General features: G+C 44.9%; 19 protein-coding genes. 1 reads left to right on the plus strand and 18 read right to left on the minus strand.

Annotated features, from left to right (window positions below):
* Positions 1 to 149: 149 nt before the first annotated feature.
* From DFO72_RS20630 to larB, 4 genes are read right to left on the minus strand one after another with little or no spacing between them, the layout of a single operon-like run.
* Entirely contained in the window at positions 150 to 773 is a 624-nt protein-coding gene (locus DFO72_RS20630) for an urease accessory protein UreH (protein WP_113883773.1), read from the minus strand.
* Positions 774 to 821: 48 nt separating this feature from the next.
* Complete coding sequence (larE, locus tag DFO72_RS20635) at positions 822 to 1,646, minus strand: ATP-dependent sacrificial sulfur transferase LarE (protein ID WP_113883774.1); 825 nt, start codon at positions 1,644 to 1,646, stop codon at positions 822 to 824.
* 20 nt (positions 1,647 to 1,666) lie between these two features.
* A complete protein-coding gene (locus tag DFO72_RS20640; protein WP_113883775.1) occupies positions 1,667 to 2,389 on the minus strand; it encodes a LarC family nickel insertion protein in 723 nt (240 codons plus the stop codon).
* A 27-nt stretch (positions 2,390 to 2,416) separates the two neighbouring features.
* Positions 2,417 to 3,157 carry a nickel pincer cofactor biosynthesis protein LarB gene (gene larB / locus DFO72_RS20645; protein WP_113883776.1) on the minus strand — a complete coding sequence of 247 codons (741 nt, stop codon included), beginning with the start codon at positions 3,155 to 3,157 and terminating at the stop codon, positions 2,417 to 2,419.
* Between the two features lie 61 nt (positions 3,158 to 3,218).
* On the opposite strand from larB, the gene larC reads away from it, so the two are divergent.
* On the plus strand, positions 3,219 to 3,674 hold the full coding sequence (gene larC, locus DFO72_RS20650) for a nickel insertion protein (protein ID WP_113883777.1): 456 nt from the start codon (positions 3,219 to 3,221) through the stop codon (positions 3,672 to 3,674).
* A gap of 105 nt (positions 3,675 to 3,779) precedes the next feature.
* On the opposite strand, the gene DFO72_RS20655 is transcribed toward larC, so the two are convergent.
* The 14 genes from DFO72_RS20655 to DFO72_RS20720 form a co-directional block, all read right to left on the minus strand.
* Positions 3,780 to 4,409: a bifunctional 4-hydroxy-2-oxoglutarate aldolase/2-dehydro-3-deoxy-phosphogluconate aldolase gene (locus tag DFO72_RS20655; protein WP_113883778.1), complete on the minus strand. Its 630-nt coding sequence runs from the start codon at positions 4,407 to 4,409 to the stop codon at positions 3,780 to 3,782.
* A gap of 15 nt (positions 4,410 to 4,424) precedes the next feature.
* A complete protein-coding gene (locus DFO72_RS20660) occupies positions 4,425 to 5,381 on the minus strand; it encodes a sugar kinase (protein WP_113883779.1) in 957 nt (318 codons plus the stop codon).
* Between the two features lie 5 nt (positions 5,382 to 5,386).
* Positions 5,387 to 6,271 carry a fumarylacetoacetate hydrolase family protein gene (locus DFO72_RS20665; protein ID WP_113883780.1) on the minus strand — a complete coding sequence of 295 codons (885 nt, stop codon included), beginning with the start codon at positions 6,269 to 6,271 and terminating at the stop codon, positions 5,387 to 5,389.
* 19 nt (positions 6,272 to 6,290) lie between these two features.
* Positions 6,291 to 7,250, minus strand: a complete 960-nt coding sequence (locus tag DFO72_RS20670; RefSeq protein WP_243856221.1) for a C-terminal binding protein — start codon at positions 7,248 to 7,250, stop codon at positions 6,291 to 6,293.
* Positions 7,251 to 7,318: 68 nt separating this feature from the next.
* The gene (locus DFO72_RS20675; protein WP_113883782.1) at positions 7,319 to 8,266 is read right to left on the minus strand and encodes a U32 family peptidase; all 948 of its coding nucleotides are present in this window, start codon (positions 8,264 to 8,266) and stop codon (positions 7,319 to 7,321) included.
* A complete protein-coding gene (locus DFO72_RS20680) occupies positions 8,263 to 9,174 on the minus strand; it encodes a dihydrodipicolinate synthase family protein (protein ID WP_113883783.1) in 912 nt (303 codons plus the stop codon). Before DFO72_RS20680 ends, DFO72_RS20675 begins: the two co-directional genes overlap by 4 nt.
* Before the next feature lie 16 nt (positions 9,175 to 9,190).
* Complete coding sequence (dgoD, locus tag DFO72_RS20685) at positions 9,191 to 10,339, minus strand: galactonate dehydratase (RefSeq protein ID WP_113883784.1); 1,149 nt, start codon at positions 10,337 to 10,339, stop codon at positions 9,191 to 9,193.
* Positions 10,340 to 10,429: 90 nt separating this feature from the next.
* Positions 10,430 to 11,896 (minus strand): alpha-ketoglutaric semialdehyde dehydrogenase GucD, encoded by a 1,467-nt coding sequence (gene gucD / locus DFO72_RS20690; protein WP_113883785.1) that lies wholly within the window; start codon positions 11,894 to 11,896, stop codon positions 10,430 to 10,432.
* Positions 11,897 to 12,010: 114 nt separating this feature from the next.
* Complete coding sequence (locus DFO72_RS20695) at positions 12,011 to 13,225, minus strand: UxaA family hydrolase (protein WP_243856222.1); 1,215 nt, start codon at positions 13,223 to 13,225, stop codon at positions 12,011 to 12,013.
* Positions 13,176 to 13,472 (minus strand): UxaA family hydrolase, encoded by a 297-nt coding sequence (locus DFO72_RS20700; RefSeq protein ID WP_113883787.1) that lies wholly within the window; start codon positions 13,470 to 13,472, stop codon positions 13,176 to 13,178. The genes DFO72_RS20695 and DFO72_RS20700 overlap by 50 nt, the downstream gene beginning before the upstream one ends.
* A gap of 4 nt (positions 13,473 to 13,476) precedes the next feature.
* Positions 13,477 to 14,373, minus strand: a complete 897-nt coding sequence (locus tag DFO72_RS20705; protein ID WP_113883788.1) for a fumarylacetoacetate hydrolase family protein — start codon at positions 14,371 to 14,373, stop codon at positions 13,477 to 13,479.
* A gap of 195 nt (positions 14,374 to 14,568) precedes the next feature.
* Positions 14,569 to 15,336 (minus strand): IclR family transcriptional regulator, encoded by a 768-nt coding sequence (locus DFO72_RS20710; protein ID WP_113883789.1) that lies wholly within the window; start codon positions 15,334 to 15,336, stop codon positions 14,569 to 14,571.
* A 61-nt stretch (positions 15,337 to 15,397) separates the two neighbouring features.
* On the minus strand, positions 15,398 to 17,602 hold the full coding sequence (locus DFO72_RS20715; RefSeq protein WP_113883790.1) for a dihydroxy-acid dehydratase: 2,205 nt from the start codon (positions 17,600 to 17,602) through the stop codon (positions 15,398 to 15,400).
* Between the two features lie 54 nt (positions 17,603 to 17,656).
* Positions 17,657 to 18,907, minus strand: a complete 1,251-nt coding sequence (locus DFO72_RS20720; RefSeq protein ID WP_113883791.1) for a lactate racemase domain-containing protein — start codon at positions 18,905 to 18,907, stop codon at positions 17,657 to 17,659.
* Positions 18,908 to 18,926: the final 19 nt, after the last annotated feature.

Raw genomic sequence — 18,926 nt, forward strand, 5'->3', positions numbered from 1 at the left:
CAAGCCTATGCCGGTTATACGCCAGCATAGGCTATTTTGTGTATTAGTCCTGAGATAAACTCAATCTTGAGCGTAAATATGCTTTTGTAATCATCTCAAGGCTGCCGTCCATGAATTGGCAATAAACTTAGATGAAACTGATAAAAGTCTCAAAAAAATAAATTATTGCTTACCTCATATATATAATAAATCCCATATAGAATACTGGCTGCTGAAGAAGCCCGCACAAGAATAAGGGGTATCTTTTTTTGTCCCGCTGAAGAAATCAAAAATGGCAACCCAAGAACAGTCGTAAACAGAAGCATACCAATAATTGTCCCTGCTCCAAAAATGAGGATAAAAAGAAATGCTTGCACCTCTGTTTGAGCCCGGGCAGTTGTTAATACAATTAGAGCAGCACTGCCAGCCAAACCATGAATTCCTCCAATGATAAAAGACTTTTTATGATAATGCTGTGTGGCCGATCCCAACTGTTGATTGTCCCTAAAGCCATTAAAGCCAAGATATAAAAGCATTATGCCAACTACCAATTCAAGAGAAAGAGCAAAAGGGTTAGGAATATGCTGTTTAAGTGCTATTACTGTAACCCCCATTAACAAAAGCATTAAAGTATGCCCCAGCCCCCAAAAAACACCGGAAAGTGAAGAGCGAAACAAACGCTTAGTTTGGCTTGCAATTGTTGAAACCGCGATAATGTGATCAGGCTCTGTTGAATGCTTTATTCCTAATGTAAAGCCAAGCAATAATATAGAAAATAATCCGCTTTCAAGCATTTAAATTCTCCCAACAAAATTCTACTTTTTAAGTTAGTTTCAATCAATTTAAGAAATTGTTCCTTCCAGCATTTTATTCATACTTCCGCTTTTATATCCGACCAGGTCCATTGCTACATATTTAAACCCGATGAATCTTAATTGCTCAGAGACTTCATTGTGATATTTTAGCAGCTCATTCATATCCGCCGGATCAACTTCGATCCTTGCAATTTCATGGTGGACTCTGACACGGACTTGCTTAATTCCAAAACCTTTAATAAATTGCTCCGCTTCATCAACTTTCCTTAACTTTTCAATTGTAATTTTTTCACCATATGCAATTCTGGAGGATAAGCATGCGAGTGAGGGTTTATCCCAGGTATCAAGACCCAACTCCTTGGAGCGGATTCTGATATCTTCTTTCGTTATATCAGCCTCGGCCAGCGGGCCTCTTACATTTTTTTCAATAGCAGCCTTTACACCAGGACGATGATCTCCTAAATCATCTTTTATAAGACCAAAAGTCAAGTTATGATAACCTTTTTCAATCATTATTGGATATAGATTCTCAAACAGTCCTTTTTTACAGTAATAGCATCTGTTGGAATCATTCTCCGAATATCCGGGGATAGAGAGCTCTGACATCTTAATAATTTGATGTGGAGCATCAATTGCTTTAGCGATTCGAATGGTTTCTTCCCGCTCGGAAGGAGGAAAAGATTCCGAGTCTGCTGTAATAGCAAGCACATTTTCTTTGCCCAAGGTTTGCAAAGCTACCTTTAATAAGTAGGTACTATCTACCCCTCCTGAAAATGCAATTATAATCCGTTTCATCTCTGAAAGTATTTCCATCAGCCTTTGTTCTTTGACTAAACTGTCATGTATATTCATTTGGGCGCTTCCTCCTCCTGTTATTGTTCTCCGATCACAAACCTGACAACATTTGGGTGGGATTTAAAATCCTTTGTACCTGCACCATACCCGATTTTCTGAACTTTCATGGAAGGCATGTTCCCGAATTCATCGGTTAGGGTACGGACAATGGCAGCACCAGTGGGTGTTGTTAATTCACTTTGGACGTCAGTTTTACGCAAAGGAATGTCTTTTAGAATTTCCAATGTGGCCGGGGCAGGCACAGGATAAAGGCCATGAGCAATATTGATATATCCATTTCCCGCTGCAACCGGTGTGCAGACTACTTTTTCAATGTTTAGAGTATGATAAGCAATTGCGGTCCCTATAATATCAATCATCGAGTCTACACCGCCAACTTCATGGAAATGCACCTTTTCGAGAGTGCTATCATGTATTTTTGCCTCTGCTGCCCCTATAGCTTCAAACATTTTTAAGGCGGTTTCTTTTTCTGCTTCTTCAAGGCCGGATTCTTCGATTGCTTTTTTTATCTGTGTATAATGGCGGTGTGAATGTTTTTCTTCTTCTGTATTAATAATTAATTCCGTACTGGAGATCCCTTTCTTTACAACCTTTTTTGCTGATAACGAAAACTCTTCCTTAATCATGGATTTAAGCTTTCTTTCCACAGCGGATAAATCAACACCTAATTCAGTAAAGGCTGCCAAAGACATATCTCCTGCAATGCCCGAAATACCGCAATCTATAAATAATACGTTCATTTAAAATGTCTCCCTTTGTTTCTATTGTTAGACTCTCAGCATTAAAGAAGCTGAGTAGCCTGCACCAAATCCATTATCTATATTGACAACCGTTACGCCGGAAGCGCATGTGTTAAGCATGCTTAACAATGAGGTAATGCCATTTAAATGTGCACCATAGCCTATGCTGGTTGGCACAGCTATAACAGGAGCGGAAACCAATCCCCCGACAACACTGGGCAGTGCGCCTTCCATTCCTGCTACAACAATCAATACATCACACTTTCTAATTTCTTCTATTTGTGCGAATAAACGATGAATACCCGCTACGCCTATATCATAAAAGCTTACATAACGGTGTCCCATCGCCTCAATCGTCACTTCTGCCTCCCTGGCTACAGGAATGTCTGAAGTTCCTGCACAGATAACTCCAATTTTCTTCTCCGTCTTCAGCTCGTATCCCTCAGGCTTATAAAGAAGAGTTCTGCCGGATGAATCGTATACTGCCCCCTCTACCTGCCTGCATACTTCTTCCGCAGAATTTGCATCAACCCTTGTAGCTAAAACGGTATTCCCCTTATAAACCAAATGTTTAAAAATATGTAAAATTTGTTCTGCTGTTTTCCCTGCACCAAAAATAACTTCAGGAAAGCCTTGTCTGAATTCACGCTCATCGTCCACTTTTGCAAATCCGTAATCTGTAAAGCCCTTCAGTTGTTCCTCCGCTTCCTCAATTGAAAGATGGCCATTTTTTAATTGTGTTAGAATATGTGTAGTATAAGATTGCATTCATTTCTTCCTTTCTTTTCTTCATTTAAAATTCATATCAACTTAAGGAGGCTCGTGAAAAATGCAGCATGGTCAAGAGCATATCGATCATGACATGATCAAAATTGAAGTAAACCTGGATGACATACCTGGAGAATGGCTGGGACATGTTATGGACTTATTGTTTCAATCCGGGGCCAATGATGTCTTTTATATACCGATTTACATGAAGAAAAATCGTCCGGGTACCATGCTTCAGGTTTTGTGTGATAATAAGCAAAAATCCGAGATGATGAATATCATTTTTAGAGAAACCACCACATTGGGCGTGCGATATTATCCACTTTCTGTAAAACGTCTTGGCCGGAAATTCAGAAAGGTCGAAACACCTTGGGGAACTGTCTCTGTTAAAGAGGGGCTGATGGAAGGTGAAATAGTTCAGCAAGCCCCTGAATTCAGTGATTGCAAAGCTATATCTGAGCAATACGGAATTCCATTAAAATTAGTGTTTCAAGAAGTTTGGAAGCAACTAAAATAAATTGCCAGCTAATCCAGTATTCTATTCAAAGGACCTCCACCTACCCTAAATGCAGGTCCTTTTGACATTTATTAAGCTTCCAAAAAACCGCAAAAAAAATAAAAATCAAAAAATGGCTGATTCAGAAAATTGCTTTGCCTTTTCAGTCAGCTTTAAATAATCCTCATCCGAATTTAGATTCTTCGCATTTACTAACGAACTGCCTACTCCTGCGGCAACAGCTCCCGCCTTTAGATAGTCCTGGATATTTCCAACATCCATACCCCCGGTAGGCATTAACGGAATATGGGAAAGCGGACCCTGAAGGCTTTTGAAATAAGAGACACCCATCACATCGGCAGGAAACACTTTAATAAGATCCCCGCCATTTTCATAAGCTGTCAGGATTTCTGTTGGGGTGAGGGCCCCTGGAATACTGAGGACACCATACCGTTTTGCCATTTTAATGGTTTCGGCATTAACGATTGGCGAAAAAATGAACTCCGCTCCAGACATAATGACTGCACGTGCTGTTTCAGGGTCCAGCACGGTCCCTGCCCCGACGATTGCCTGGTTCCCAAACTCGTCTTTTACTTTTTCTATTAACAAGCAAACCTTTGGTGTTTCAACTGTTATTTCAAATGTGCTGACACCGCCGGACAGCAGCGCATGGGCAATGGGCAAAATCTGATCCGAACGTGCACCGCGAATAACAGCAACAATCTTGCTCTTCTTTAACTCTTCTAACTTGCTCACTGATTTTCCTCCTTTTTACCTCGTAACATCCTCCAGGCTGCCGTTCATAAAGGACGCCAGATCAGAGCGATTTGGCAAACCTTCTGCATCCCCATTCACCATCGTTACCATGGCTCCCATCGCGTTGCCCTGCAATACTGCTTCTTCCAACTGTTTTCCGTCCAGCAGTCCTGAAAGCACACCAGCTGCAAATGCATCTCCCGCTCCTACGGGGTCGACTACCCGCTCAACCGTAAAGCCAGGGACTCTTGTCATCGGAACGGATGAGGATGAAATCAGCGCCCCTTCTTTGCCCAGTTTCATAATCACTGTATCAATGCCAAGATCATGAAATTTTTCAGTATATTCCTCTGGAGTACAGGGGCCAAATAAAAATTCTGCTTCGGAAATGCCCGGAAGCACTATATCGCTTTCAGAGGCATATTTTTTGATAAACTGCCGGGCTTCTTCTTCATCCCGCCAAATTTTCAAACGAAGATTTGGATCAAAGACAATTCTCGTTCCATTTCCTTTTGCTATCCAGATTGCCTTTTCCAGCATCTCCCGGCATGAGGCACTGAGTCCTGGCGTAATACCTGTAAGATGAAGATATTCAGCATCTTTAATGGCCTCATCCTCCAGCCATTCAGCTTTCATTTTGCTCGCGGCCGAATCCTTTCTGTAATAATAAACACGCGTATCATTTAACCGCCTGAACTCTTTAAAAAATACTCCGGTCGGTGCACTTTGATCGCGTGTCACATAGGAAACATCCACGCCTTCTCCGCGGATGAATGAAAGCATCGCATCGCCGAACTCATCCTCCCCGAGACGGCTGATCCATCTGGAGCGATGGCCGAGACGGCTCAATCCAATCGCAACATTCGATTCTGCGCCGCCAAATTTCATTGAAAAAGAATGGGTATGACGAAGCATGCCCTCTTCATTCGGTGTAAAAAGAGCCATCGTTTCCCCGATTGTTACCACATCCATGTCTATCAGCCCTCTTCCTTCTGTATATCACCTTTTACGTAATTGGATAGTGTTCCGATGTTTTCAATGGTGATGCTCATTTTGTCACCGTCTTTGAGCCACACCTTTGGATCGCGGCCCATTCCGACTCCTGGAGGGGTGCCAGTTGCAATTAAATCGCCCGGCCTAAGCGTCATCGACTGCGATAAAAAGGAAATGATCTGCGGGATGGTAAATATCAGGTTGCTTGTATTTGAGTCTTGCATGATTTCACCATTAAGTTCCAGTGAGATTGAAAGGTTATGAGGATTACCTGCTTCATCTTTTGTCACGATCACTGGCCCTGTTGGCGCAAAGGTGTCTGCTGTTTTCCCCCTGGACCACTGTCCATCCTTAAATTGCAAATCTCTCGCGCTAATATCATTCATGATAGTGTAGCCAAAAACATAATCCATTGCCTCTTCTTCCGTTACCCGCTTTGCTTCCTTGCCTATGACAACAGCAAGCTCTGCCTCAAAATCGACTTCATTTGAATTGGTAGGAATTTCCACCGCGTCATGATGGCCGACGATGGCATTCGCATATTTTGAAAAGATTACCGGTGAAGCAGGCGGCTCCATCCCGGTTTCCCTGCAATGATCAATATAATTCAGGCCGACACAAATAATTTTTTCCGGAGCTTGTATCGGCGGAAGGATTTTTACATCTGATATCGGAAAAACAGCATCCTCATTGGCACCCTGCCCAATAAGCTGTTCAGCAAGCGGCAGCAGTTCTTCGCTTTTTTCTATAAAGGCTTTCAGGCAAGAAGGAATTTGATTACCCTTCAATACTGTTAAGCTAATGGCTTTCTCTCCTTGGACAACGCCAATATGATGTTGAGAATTAATAGTGATAGCAGCTAGTTTCATATTCAGAATCCATCCTTTCTTACGTTAAGGCATAAGGTGTTTTTTCACCTTTTATAACCTGCACGATGTTTTTGGCAGCCTTTTGCCTTAGCTCCACCATGGCTTCCTCTGAATACCAGGCGCTGTGCGGAGTAATGATGACATTTTCCATCTGGAGAAGCGGGCTATCGATGCTAATCGGCTCTTCTTCGGTTACATCAAGAGCCGCACCTGCTATAACGCCTTTTTCCAATGCTTCTATTAGGGCCTTTTCATCAATAATCGGACCGCGGGCAGTATTAATGATGACCGCACTTTTCTTCATTTGGCTAAAGCACTTTGCATTTAAAAGATGGAAGGTATCCTTAATAAGCGGTACATGTAGAGATAAATAGTCTGCTTCCCGGATGATTTCGTCCAGTTCCATTTTCTGCACTCCTGCAGCTGCCATATCCTCAGCAGAAACAAATGGGTCATATGCAGCCAACTTAAACCCAAGAGGCTTTACCTTTTCAATAAACCTTCTCGGAATGCGGCCGAATCCAAGAACCCCTACTGTTTGATTGTTAAAACGATGAATAGGGACACAGGCTTTGAAATCCCAGTTGCCTTTTTTCACTTCATTATTTAATAGGGTTACTTTGCGGGCCCATGCTAAAAGCAGGGCTAATGCATGGTTTGACACCTCTTCCATCCCATAGTCAGGAACATTAGCAACTGTAATGCCTTTTTTATTGGCAGCATCCAAATCAATCGTGTTAACACCAACACCATAGCGGGATATCACCTTGGCCTTTTCAAGGGATTCAATTACACGGCGGGAAATTGGCGCATATTGATTTAAAATCGCATCCGCATCTTTTGCCTGCTCGATCACATCCTCTTCCGTTTTACACTGTGCTTTGATGAATTCAATATCTAGTCCACTTTCTGCAAAAACGTCTTCTTCATATTTTAGATTTTCAAATTCATAGTCTGTTAAAAGTACTTTAAATGCCATTCTTTTCACCCCTGAAATAATAGTAAGAAATCCCTGGAAGGGATGGAGTCCGTTCCAGGGATTGGAAATTATTTAGCTAACGCTTTTTCAGCCTTTGGAATCCCAAGCCCCGCTGCACCCAACTTTGAAGTCAGAGCTTCCGGATAGTAGCGTTCAATCATTTGAATGCCTAGAGAGGCACGGCGGACACGTTCTTTTACCAGTGAAATATTCGTGCTTTCCCATTGCTTACCGGAAGGATACACATCCGGGTGATTGCGAAGGCCAAATTTAATATAAACGGGGGCAAGCACCCGAATGATTTCCGGAATTTCGTAGTAGCGGAGGAATCCTCCGAAATTATCTGGAACCTCCACATAAAGGTCGATTGGAATATCAATGGCCTGCCGGATGGCTGCAAGCTTTGCGAGCGGCAATGCGGAAGGAACATTATAAGTATTTGCGCCAATGTCCTGCATAAGCTTCACTGATACCGGATTAGCGGAGCCCATTTGAACGGATACCTTTATAAAGAAATCTTCCGGAAGCTGGCCTTTTCTTTTCATTTCTTTGGTTAACAGAAGCAGCCCTTCATCAGCAACAAGTGCGCCTCTCAAGCCCAGTGCGGCACCGCGCTTTAGATCCTCCATGGCATAGACAAGCTGATCCGCTCCTTCATGGCGCAGTGCCTGAGATTTACCGCCGGATGTAAACGGAGCTGCACTGATATCCCATGTGCCTCGAGGGCCTACGAATAAGCTAAGCTCCATTCCGCGTTCTGCAGTCAATTCACACATCTCTTTGATTTCCTCATCTGTTTGCAGCATAATGCCGCTTCCCTGGGAGACGCGGTGAATCGTCAAGCCGAGGCGGTCAATTTCTTCAAGGGTGGCCTTTAACGCTTCTGGCCCTTCAACACTCGGAATCTCAACCCGGTATTGTGCGCCGTCCGGGAATCTTTTTGCGGAAGTCGGCAATTCCTGAAAATCGCTGGAAGGGTAGCCTAATTGTTCAAGCAATTCGCGGGATTCTTTCATAATTGGACGCCTTCTTTCGTTTCGATAGTTTTTAATAGACTTCTGACATTTTCACGTAAATTCGCAGGGTATACATCAAACGGAGCACGATGACCTGCTGCTGTCTCAAACCAGCGCTGGTGAACAGCTTCTTTCATCGTGGTAAAAAATGTCGGGCAATAGGTGTAAACATCCATAAGCTTGGAAATCAGCTGATGGTTCCTCTGTGCTTCAGCAAAATCACCTCTTTGATAAGCTTCAAATAAGTCCACTGATATTTCCGGGGCAAACACGGCGCTGCCATTAATGCTGCCAGCTGCACCGATCATTTGAGCCGGAAGCATATGCTCATCAAATGCAGAGAAGATAAGGAAATCAGGACGGACTTTTTTCACCTCAGTGAGCACCTGGCGAATGTGGCCAAAATCACCGACTGTTTCTTTAATGCCTGCAATATTTGGATAATCTTTGGCCAATTTAACGATTAGCTCAACCGGCAAATTTTGGCCGGTCAATTGCGGGATATTATAAATAAACACTGGCAGCTCAGTATGGCTGGCAACCGTTGAATAAAAGCGGTAAAGTTGCTCATCTGAAAGCTTCCAATAGTATGGGCTGACAGCCAGTACACCATCCGCTCCCAGTTCCTCTGCATAAGAAGTCAGTTCAAGGACTTCCTTGAGCGCCGTATGGCCCACACCAACCATTACTTTTACGCGCCCATGAATATGTTTAATCATTTCCCTTACATACAGTTTCCGCTCTTCGATGGAAAGAGAAGAAAACTCGCCTGAGCTGCCCATCAGCAAAATACCATGAATATTCTGTGAAATCAGCTTATCGAGATACCGTCTATTCATCTCCAAATCCAAATTTCCCGCTTCATCAAATAAAGTGACAACCGGGGGGATAATTCCATGAAAGCTCATTTTTACTCCTCCTCATTTACCATTCGGCAATGCTGCCATCTTCATGGCGCCAAATAGGATTTTTCCAATCATGTCCGGCTTCCGCTGCCTGTTTGACTTTTTCCTCGTTTATCTCAATACCCAGGCCAGGCTGATCCGGAATGTTCACATAGCCATCTTCATAGGCGAATACTTCAGGATTATGAATATAGTCGAGAATGTCCATTCCCTGATTATAGTGAATGCCAAGGCTTTGTTCCTGGATGATGAAATTAGGGGTTGAGGCATCCAGGTGAACCGAAGATGCCAGCGTCATCGGCCCAAGAGGGCAATGCGGCGCAACCGACACATCGTACGCTTCTGCCATTGCTGCGATTTTTTTTCCTTCCAAAATACCTCCCGTGTGAGAAAGATCAGGCTGGATAATATCCACATAGCCGTCTTGCAGAAGCTGCTTAAACCCCCAGCGCGTATACATTCTTTCCCCAGTGGCAATCGGGCAGGTTGTGTGCTGCGCAATTTCACGCAAAGCTTCGTTGTTTTCCGGAAGCACCGGCTCTTCTATGAACATCGGGCGATAAGGCTCCAGCTCTTTCACAAGCGTTTTGGCCATGGTTTTATGAATCCGGCCGTGGAAGTCAACGCCGATGCCAAAGTCCTTGCCGAGTGCCTCGCGAATGGATGCCACACGCTCAATCACCGCTTCTACTTTTGAAAAGCTGTCTATGTAGTTCATTTCCTCGGAGGCGTTCATTTTAATCGCTTGAAAACCCTGTTCCTGCTTTTCTTTTGCTGCTGCAGCAACTTCAGCCGGCCGGTCCCCTCCAATCCAGGAATACACCTTTATTTTCTGGCGTGCTTTGCCGCCAAGCATCTCATAGACTGGAATATTGTAATATTTTCCTTTAATATCCCAGAGGGCCTGTTCAATTCCGGAGATTGCGCTCATCAGAATCGGTCCGCCCCGGTAAAATCCTCCCCTATACAGGGTTTGCCAAATATCTTCAATGTCATTTGGATTGCGGCCAATGATATAATCTGATAGTTCATTGACGGCCGCCTTCACGGTTTCAGCCCGCCCTTCGACAACAGGCTCTCCCCAGCCGGAAATGCCTTCATCTGTTTCTATTTTTAAAAACAGCCATCTCGGGGGAACTTTATATAATAAAAGTTTCGTAATCTTCATTTGGATACCTCGCAACTTTTTTATAAAAGGAGATTTCTATTCTGGAAATCTCCTTTTTATGGCGGAATGGTGCACTATACCTAATAGTTTTTAAGAACCTTTTATGAAAACTGTTTTAATGGCTGTATAAAATTCCTTCGCAGCTTCACCCTGTTCGCGTGAGCCAGTGCTTGAAGCTTTCATGCCGCCAAATGGAGCCTGCAGCTCTACACCAGCGCTTTCTGCATTGATACGGACAAGGCCTGCTTCAATTTCATCGATAAATTCGAGAATGGAGCTGATATCTGAAGTAAAGATGGATGCGCTCAATCCGTATTTCGTATTGTTCGCCAATTCGATTGCTTCTTCCAGATCAACGGCTCTGATAAGCGCAATGACCGGTCCAAAGATCTCTTCCTGGGCAATCGTCATTTCAGGTGTTACTTCTTCAAAAATCGCCGGTTTAACGAAGAAGCCTTTATCATATTCTCCGCCTGTCAGCACTTCGCCGCCATGGACCAGTCTTGCTCCTTCGTTTTTCCCAATTTCAATATACTTATTGAACGTGTTAAATTGGCTTTCGCTTGCACAAGGTCCCATCCAGATGCCCTCTTCAAGGCCATTGCCGACGGTGATCTTTTCAGAGGCTTCGATTAGCTTTTGCTTAAATTCGTTATAAACCTCAGATTCCACGATTACGCGGCTTGAAGCGGTACATTTTTGGCCGGAAGAGCGGAACCCTCCGCTGATGACAGCTTCAACAGCCTGGTCAAGATTGGCATTTTTCGTGACAATAACAGGATTCTTTCCGCCCATTTCAAGCTGGAACTTGATGCCGCGTGCAGCTGCGGCTTTCGCTACACTCTGCCCGACACTTTCTGAGCCTGTAAACGTAATGGCGTTCAATTTAGGGTGATCGATCAATCCCTGGCCAATAACAGAGCCTGAACCCGTTACGAAGTTTAAGACACCTTCAGGGAAGCCGGCTTCTGCAAAGCATTCGACCACCTTTGCAGCCGTGACAGCCGCTTCACTGGCAGGCTTGAATACAACGGTATTTCCGTACACAAGAGCAGGCGCAATTTTCCAGATTGGAATCGCAACAGGGAAGTTCCAAGGAGTGATGACACCTACAACACCAAGCGGAGTACGCTTTGTGAACATAAGTGCATCTTTATCTGTTGATGGAATAACATCCCCGTCTTTGCGCATTCCTTCTCCTGCATAATAACGAAGAATGGCAATGCCCCTGGCAGTTTCCCCTTTTGCTTCAGGAAGGGTTTTTCCCATCTCCCTTGTCATGCTTTCAGCAATTTCATCCAGCCGTGCTTCCAAGATGTTTGCTGTCTGGAACAATAGCTGTCCTCTTGCTGCCTGGCCCAGCTTGCGCCATGCTTTCTTCGCATTGTACGCAGCTTCTACAGCCTGATTCAGCTCTGCCTCAGAAGATTTTTGTACATATCCTACAGCTTCCTTTGTAGCCGGGTTAATACTTTCAATAACTTTTCCGGATGCGGATTCTATCCATTCATTATTAATAAAGTTACTGTACGTTTTTGTCTCAATTGTAGCTTTCATGTTTTAACCTCTCCTTTTTAATAGGCTTTGTTAACTCTGTTAATCTTGATTATTGATTTCCGCTTCAGCGGGCGGTCCTGATGGTGTTAACAATAAGCATAAAAGAGCCCTTTATTAAAACGTCGGACCAATACGCCAAATTCCAAAGTCATGCTGCTTCAGGATTTCTGCTTTTGTCAATTTGCCATTTGCTACAGCCTGGATTTCTTTCATGATGCGTCCGCCTACTTCTCCCACCGTTTCTTTGCCGTCCACGATAGCCCCGGCATCAAGATCCATATTTTCGTTCATGCGTTCGAACATTGGTGTATTTGTTGAAATTTTAATAACTGGTGCAATTGGCGATCCGGTTGGCGTGCCGCGCCCGCTTGTGAAAAGGACAATTTGCGCGCCGCCTGCAACCATACCGGTTAACTGTTCAATGTCATGTCCAGGAGTATCCATCCAGACCAGCCCTTTTTTGGTCGGTCTTTGTGCGTAATCAATTACTTCCTCCAGACGGGATGTACCTGACTTTGTTGCGGCCCCAAGCGACTTTTCCTCGAGAGAGCTTAAGCCGCCTTCAATGTTGCCCGGGCTTGGATTGCCGGTACGGATGTCTACACCCATTTGGATGGAGCGGTTTTCCATCATTTTAATGACTGCATAGGCTTTTTTGGCGACTGAGTCATTCGCTGCACGGTTGGCGAGCAAATGCTCTGCACCGATTAATTCTGTCGTTTCAGCTAAAATGGCGGTACCGCCCTGTTCTACAATCATATCGCTTGTGCGCCCAACGGCTGGATTAGCCGAAAGGCCGGAGCATGCATCAGATCCCCCGCATTCTGTACCGACGATCAATTCGCTAAAATCGCATAGCTCCCGCTGTACCATGGAAGCATCCTGAACCATTTTTACCGCTATTTTTGCCACCTCGGCAATGGTTTGAAGTGTGCCGCCATGTTCCTGTATTGATACTGTCGCAACCGGCTTGCCGCATTTGGCAATTTCATCGCCAATGCGGTGTGCCTGATGGGTTTCACAGCCAAGGCCAAGGACGATGACACCGTAAACATTTGGGTTCATCCCCATTCCTGCATATGTTCTGGCTGTCTGATCATAATCCGTGCCAACCTGGGCACAGCCATGCTGGTGTATGAATGTAACCGTGCCGCTGACAAGCTCTGTCACCCGCTGGGCAGTTTGGGTCGCACATGTAATTGTTGGCAGGATCATGACATGATTTCTCACTCCAACACGGCCATCAGGACGGCGGTAACCCCAAAACTGAAGTTTTTCATTAAACAACTTTGTCACCTCTCCCTCGTTTGCCTTCGAGATTGTGAACATGAACATGCTCCCCGGCATCGATCGGGATAGCTGCCGCCCCGATCACCTCACCATATTTAATAATGTCATCACCCTGGGGAATCGCCCTGACTGCAAATTTATGGCCAAAGCGGATGGGTTCTAGAATTTTTACACGAAACTCTCTGCTCTCAAGCTTGACAATCACTTCCGCATCAGCAGGAATATCTGATAAAGCGACAGCAACACTATCCTTTTCGTTTAAAAAAAGCGTCTTATACTCACTCATTTCCTCACCCCTTAGCTGCTTGCCCCACTTTTTCACTTTGGACAACCGGGTTATTGAGGATGCCGATGCCAGGAATTTCAATTTCAATCCGGTCATTTTCCGCTAATGTAAATTCGTTTGGCGGGACAACGCATGTTCCTGTAAGAAGAACTGTTCCGTCAAAAATTTGGTTATCAAGCACTAAGTACTGGACTAGCTCATCAAGTGTGCGTTTCAGCTGATTGACTTGTGCATCCCCATAAAATACAAGCTCTTCATCGCGGTAGATGCGGCAAATAATCTGGAATTCGTAAGGATCTGAAACCGTCTCTGCCAAAACAATAGCCGGCCCAATGGAGCAGGAATTCTTCCAAACCTTTGCCTGCGGCAGGTACAGTGGATTTTCCCCTTCAATATCCCGGCAGCTCATATCGTTGCCAGCCGTATAGCCAAGAACATAGCCCTCTTTATCAATGACCAGCCCAAGCTCAGGCTCCGGGATTTGCCAGTTGGAATCGGAACGGAGATATACAGGATCATTCGGCCCTACCGTTCTTGCAGATGTTGATTTAAAGAAAATTTCCGGACGCACTGCATCGTAGACTTTGTCATAAAACGTTTCGCGGTCAAGCTTCCCTTGTGTAGCTTCATAGTTTCGCGCTTCCCTGCTTTTTTTGTATGTCACGCCTGAAGCCCATACTTCCGGAGCATCAATTGGAGTGGTTAACCGAAGGCCTTCGATTGGCTGCTTCTCCGCTTCATCGGAAATTTGTTTTACAATATCAAACGCTGTTCTGTTATCTTCACGTGCCTTAGCAATCAACGACAAAAAATCGCTGAATGGAAGGTCTGCTACTTCATTCTCGTTTGTTACAGCTGCAAGTTGTTTTTCATTTTCTTTTAGGTAGCGAATAATTCTCATCTCTATTCCTCCTGAATGACCGTTATCGTTTTTTAAATTTTTCGTTAATTCCCAGCGCTCTGTTGATTGAAGCGGCAGGCACGAGACCTAAGCGGGAGCCAACGGGAGACCCCGCAGGCTTAATGCTTGAGGGGCGTCGGACCGCCCGCGGGAATGCGAGCTTCTTGAGAGAAACCAACAGATAAGTTTAGTAAGTTAAATTTTTTGATATTCATAGCCGAGATCCTGTGAAATGCTGGTGCTGCATTCTTTTAGGAGTCCAACGTGATATTCACGGACCTCATCTGTAACTTTCGCTGCCGGCATAGACATGCTGATGCCTGCTATTACCTTACCGGAATAATCCTTAATTGGAACTGCATAACAGACAATGCCCGGTTCGTTTTCTTCATTATCCACTGAATAGCCAGCCGTGCGGACATGAGCTATTTCCGAGAGTAATTCTTCTTTTGAAGAGATTGATTTTGGTGTTTGTTTTGTGTACTGATAATTTTCAAGAAACTGATCCAGTTCGGCATCTGTTTTCGTTGAAATAAGCGATTTGCCTACAGCGCTTGTATGAACAGGAACACGGCGGCCAATGCGGGAATAAAGAACGGTCACACCACTTCCTTCAACCTTATCGATGTATACGCCTTCCTGTCCGTCCAGAATAACCAGATGTACCGTCAAGTTTGTCATCGCCGATATCCTTTCAAGATGCTTTCTGGCAACTTTCCGCAAATCGAGATTGCTTAGAACCATGTTGCCCCGTTCAAAAAGCTTGAGCCCCAGACGATACTTTCCATTCTCTTCGTTTTGTGAGATATACCTTTGTTCCTGCAAAGTTTTTAATAAGGAATGAACCGTGCTTTTATGCAGATTCATCCTTTTGCTGATTTCTGTAATGGTTAATTCTCTTTCCCGCTCGTCAAATAAATCCATTATTTTTAATGCGCGTTCCACTGATTGGATAATAGGCATTTCCGCTCACTCTCCTAGTTCTATTTAGTCTAATTTTACAGGATATTTGACGAGCTTGCCTTTATTTTGCAGCCGCGCTTGCTTCTTGAAGCAAAACATCTTTTTCGTAATCCAGGACTGCATCCTCTGCTACTGCCAGCGGAACCACACCGTTTGCGGCATCAGTATGACCATACATGCGATTGCTTGCTGCAACCAGCTTCTGGCGTGCTTTCATTCGCCGCTTTCTCTCTACCACAAGTGATTGGCGATCTGCTTTTAAGCTGTCAGTAAATGAATGGACAACCTGACCTGCGAAAAGCTGGGTTCTGTCTACAAAATCAATGCGGCGTCCCCGAAGCTGAAGATGTACAACATCACCTGTCTGAAGGAAGCCAATGCCGCCGCCCTCATATCCTTCCGGTGTCATATGTCCAATCGCAGCCCCGTAGGTAACGCCGGAATAGCGACCGTCACTGATAATGGTTGCGAGCTTTTTCATGATCCGGCTGGCATTAATATGCTGCATCGGAGTAAACATTTCTGGCATTCCAAAAGCAATCGGACCCTGCCCGGCAATGACAACTGAAATTTTCAATATGCCTTTTTCAGCCATCTCGTCAAATAGTTTTTCGTATGTTGCTTCTTTTAAAAGTTCCCATTCCGCTGTATTGTTATATTTCAGTGTTTCCAGCAAGAGGTTATGGTCAAATAACTTATCCTTTTTAATTTTGTTAAGCAGATTGGAGTCAAGGAGACTTCTGTTTGCATCATCTTCATTCTCAAAATAAAGAACAAATGCAAGCTTATCATCGAACTGATCAAGCTGAGATGTCGGCATGCCGCTGATTTTTACCACTGCGCTTTCAAAGAAGTTCCCTTGCAATACATCTACTCCGCTGAATGCCCTGCGCGGGGTTGATAAGATGACAGGATTTTCTTTTACATTGATTGCCTGCAGGCTTCGTGTAATGGCCAGACGCTCTCTCCATGTTCTGGCTGCAACGGTCGGTGCATCCTGATCCATTGGGACGCCATGTTCAAGCAGTTCGTAAAAGAGTGTTTCCATGCCCCTGCTCGTGCCGCTGCAGCACTGCATGGCGAGCGAGTAAATGTCTCGGCCTTCTGTCAGGCTGTAGTCAAACAAATCCGGAATCGGATACTCATGATGGATGCGGTCCAAATCCCATAGACTAAACTTGTATCCCCCATAGAGCATGCCTGCAACAATATGCATCATCAGGTTGGTCGAGCCGCCGGAGGCACTGTGAATGCGAATTGCGTTTTTGATATTGGCAGCCACAATATTGGAAACGCCATATTTTTCTTCATTAATCATGGTGGCAAAGCTGTCAAGAACGGCATTGATCTGCCTTTGGGTCGGAGGATCTGTCAGCAGCTCCACCGCTGGATGAACAAGTCCCAATCCGGCTACCAGATGCCTGGAGCTATTGCCGGTTCCATTAAAGGCACAAACACCGCCCTGTCCGTCACATGTCGCAACAGCCAGCCTCATTTCAAAATATTTATGCTGTTCTTTTGTTAAAATGCCCCTCTCGCAGGCACGCTCAAAAACTCCCTGGAAGGCTGTGTTCGATGAGCATTGCAGGATGTATGCCATCGTGTCGCGCAAATCTGCAGCCACATCCGCAGCAACTTCCGCCTCTGCTTTTTTCGCCAATTCTTCCAGCTCTGCAATAACATCATCAGGGATCGAGCCGCCTTCGAGAACATGCGCCGGGGCAAATGTGGCAAAAAACGGAGCTTCTCCGCGGCTGCGCCTCACCCGGTCGACATGTGCCAATGCACTTACGACGCCCAGGGGCTGTTTATCACATCCTTGAATGACAAATGCACCGTGATAACTATGGGCCTCAAGCTGATTGACCACCATTTGGGCAACCGCATTCCGGCTTTGCAGGGAATAGCTCATCCCCTGATTGCTTTGGGCAGTGCCGTCACACATAACCGGTGTGGAAAAGTAAAAAGGGACTCCTCCGTTTTGCCAAATGCGGATGGCCGCGCGTGCTGAGGTTTGATAGTCCATGATGTGAGCCGGATGGTCAGATGAACCTCCGATAATGGCAATGCGCGGAGCGTTTATTTCAAGGCGATTATAAATTTCTTCAAGCGTCCAATCCGGCTTTCCGCCTTCATATGAGGAACCGAGTGTCTGTTTGGCGCGGTCCAGAAGTCCAGCTACCGTAATCGGTTCATTGGCTTTTCCCTGTACATTGTCACGATATGGATTTACAGGATTATCTATGAGCGGGTATAAATGTGTCATGTGAACACTCCTTATCTATCAATCTAAGAATAGTTTCTGCAGCTTTTTTTCGGATTAATCGAGCACCAGTTCTTCAAGCTCTGAAATAATTTCTAGATTGCTATTTTGTTTTGCTTCCTCCATCATGCTCTCTGAGATCAAAATCTCGCCGATGTCTAATGTATTCTTGATTCTGACGGCTTTTACCTTGTTTAAATCAAAGGCATTGCAGGTTTTAATGGCAGCCTTGACCGCCAGCTCTTTTGTTTCTAGCACCATCGGAAGCTTAATCACTTCGATCACGGTGCTGGTCAAAGCGTTTGCATAGCCTTTTTCCCATATAATTTCATCTGCGACCGCTTTGGTTGTCATGTCCGCCATGCCAATGCCATTAGCGTTTCCATGCGTTTTTTCGGTCAGGCCCAGCACCACGGTTCTTTTTATTTCCGGGCCGCCAGAGGCATATGGGGTAGCAAAATTCCCCGTAATGTTGGGGTCCATCCCATCACCCGAAATATCTTTTCCGAGCTCGTCGACAATCAGGACATCAAACTCATCGAAATGAATTTTGGGCATGAGGGATTTTGCTTCTTTTAATAGTTCCGGCTCCTCTGTTTCCAGATCCTCTGCCGGAACGGCAATCACTTTTGCAATCTTGTCATAAGCATTTTCAAGAGAAGCGAGACCGAAAATGATCGGAGCTTTTGATAATGAAATTTTGGCCATCTCCGGCACATGCTCTGCCATATATTTAAAGCTGTAAGCATGGGCAGCTTCCGCCCCTTTTTGCTTTCCGAGCCCGATTGTAATCATTTTCATAAGTCCGCTTTCAACCGGTCCGCGGAATGCTGTATGAGGCTTAATCCGGTTAATAACGACAATTTTGTCCGCTTCATAAGCGATTCGGTCAATATAGATCGGAAGCCCATTTGGGAGCTCGCCAATTTTGACAACTTCCATTGAGGATTCAATCGGTGCCTCAACAGCTCCTTCCGTCACGCCCAATTGGTGAAGCACATCTATCTGGCCTTCGGCTGTGGCCCCTCCATGGCTTCCCATTGCCGGAACAATAAACGGCTTTCCGCCAACACGCTTAATTTCTCGAACCGTCTCGCGTACCAGAACAGGCAAATCAGCCAGCCCTCTGCTGCCAACTGCGATCGCAACGGAATCGCCTTCATTAATTTTAGAAAGCACATTGGTTTCATTGAGTGTTTTCCGCACCTCGGCTCCCACATCATCAAGCTGGGGTGCGTGAAATTTCTGCTTTACTTTAACCATTTTGGGAATGGGGATATCTTTTAAAATTTCTTTAATGATGTCCATCTATCCTTATCTCCTTCAT

The sequence above is a fragment of the Cytobacillus oceanisediminis genome (genome assembly GCF_004366035.1).
Taxonomy (GTDB): Bacteria; Bacillota; Bacilli; order Bacillales; family Cytobacillaceae; genus Cytobacillus; species Cytobacillus oceanisediminis_C.

What these genes read in the sequence shown, in the direction of transcription:
- DFO72_RS20630 (WP_113883773.1), bottom strand. Translation starts at nt 773, where the DNA reads ATGCTTGAAAGCGGATTATTTTCTATATTATTGCTTGGCTTTACATTA.
- larE (WP_113883774.1), bottom strand. Translation starts at nt 1,646, where the DNA reads ATGAATATACATGACAGTTTAGTCAAAGAACAAAGGCTGATGGAAATA.
- DFO72_RS20640 (WP_113883775.1), bottom strand. Translation starts at nt 2,389, where the DNA reads ATGAACGTATTATTTATAGATTGCGGTATTTCGGGCATTGCAGGAGAT.
- larB (WP_113883776.1), bottom strand. Translation starts at nt 3,157, where the DNA reads ATGCAATCTTATACTACACATATTCTAACACAATTAAAAAATGGCCAT.
- larC (WP_113883777.1), top strand. Translation starts at nt 3,219, where the DNA reads ATGCAGCATGGTCAAGAGCATATCGATCATGACATGATCAAAATTGAA.
- DFO72_RS20660 (WP_113883779.1), bottom strand. Translation starts at nt 5,381, where the DNA reads ATGGATGTGGTAACAATCGGGGAAACGATGGCTCTTTTTACACCGAAT.
- DFO72_RS20665 (WP_113883780.1), bottom strand. Translation starts at nt 6,271, where the DNA reads ATGAAACTAGCTGCTATCACTATTAATTCTCAACATCATATTGGCGTT.
- DFO72_RS20670 (WP_243856221.1), bottom strand. Translation starts at nt 7,250, where the DNA reads ATGGCATTTAAAGTACTTTTAACAGACTATGAATTTGAAAATCTAAAA.
- DFO72_RS20675 (WP_113883782.1), bottom strand. Translation starts at nt 8,266, where the DNA reads ATGAAAGAATCCCGCGAATTGCTTGAACAATTAGGCTACCCTTCCAGC.
- DFO72_RS20680 (WP_113883783.1), bottom strand. Translation starts at nt 9,174, where the DNA reads ATGAGCTTTCATGGAATTATCCCCCCGGTTGTCACTTTATTTGATGAA.
- dgoD (WP_113883784.1), bottom strand. Translation starts at nt 10,339, where the DNA reads ATGAAGATTACGAAACTTTTATTATATAAAGTTCCCCCGAGATGGCTG.
- gucD (WP_113883785.1), bottom strand. Translation starts at nt 11,896, where the DNA reads ATGAAAGCTACAATTGAGACAAAAACGTACAGTAACTTTATTAATAAT.
- DFO72_RS20695 (WP_243856222.1), bottom strand. Translation starts at nt 13,225, where the DNA reads ATGTTCACAATCTCGAAGGCAAACGAGGGAGAGGTGACAAAGTTGTTT.
- DFO72_RS20700 (WP_113883787.1), bottom strand. Translation starts at nt 13,472, where the DNA reads ATGAGTGAGTATAAGACGCTTTTTTTAAACGAAAAGGATAGTGTTGCT.
- DFO72_RS20705 (WP_113883788.1), bottom strand. Translation starts at nt 14,373, where the DNA reads ATGAGAATTATTCGCTACCTAAAAGAAAATGAAAAACAACTTGCAGCT.
- DFO72_RS20710 (WP_113883789.1), bottom strand. Translation starts at nt 15,336, where the DNA reads ATGCCTATTATCCAATCAGTGGAACGCGCATTAAAAATAATGGATTTA.
- DFO72_RS20715 (WP_113883790.1), bottom strand. Translation starts at nt 17,602, where the DNA reads ATGACACATTTATACCCGCTCATAGATAATCCTGTAAATCCATATCGT.
- DFO72_RS20720 (WP_113883791.1), bottom strand. Translation starts at nt 18,907, where the DNA reads ATGGACATCATTAAAGAAATTTTAAAAGATATCCCCATTCCCAAAATG.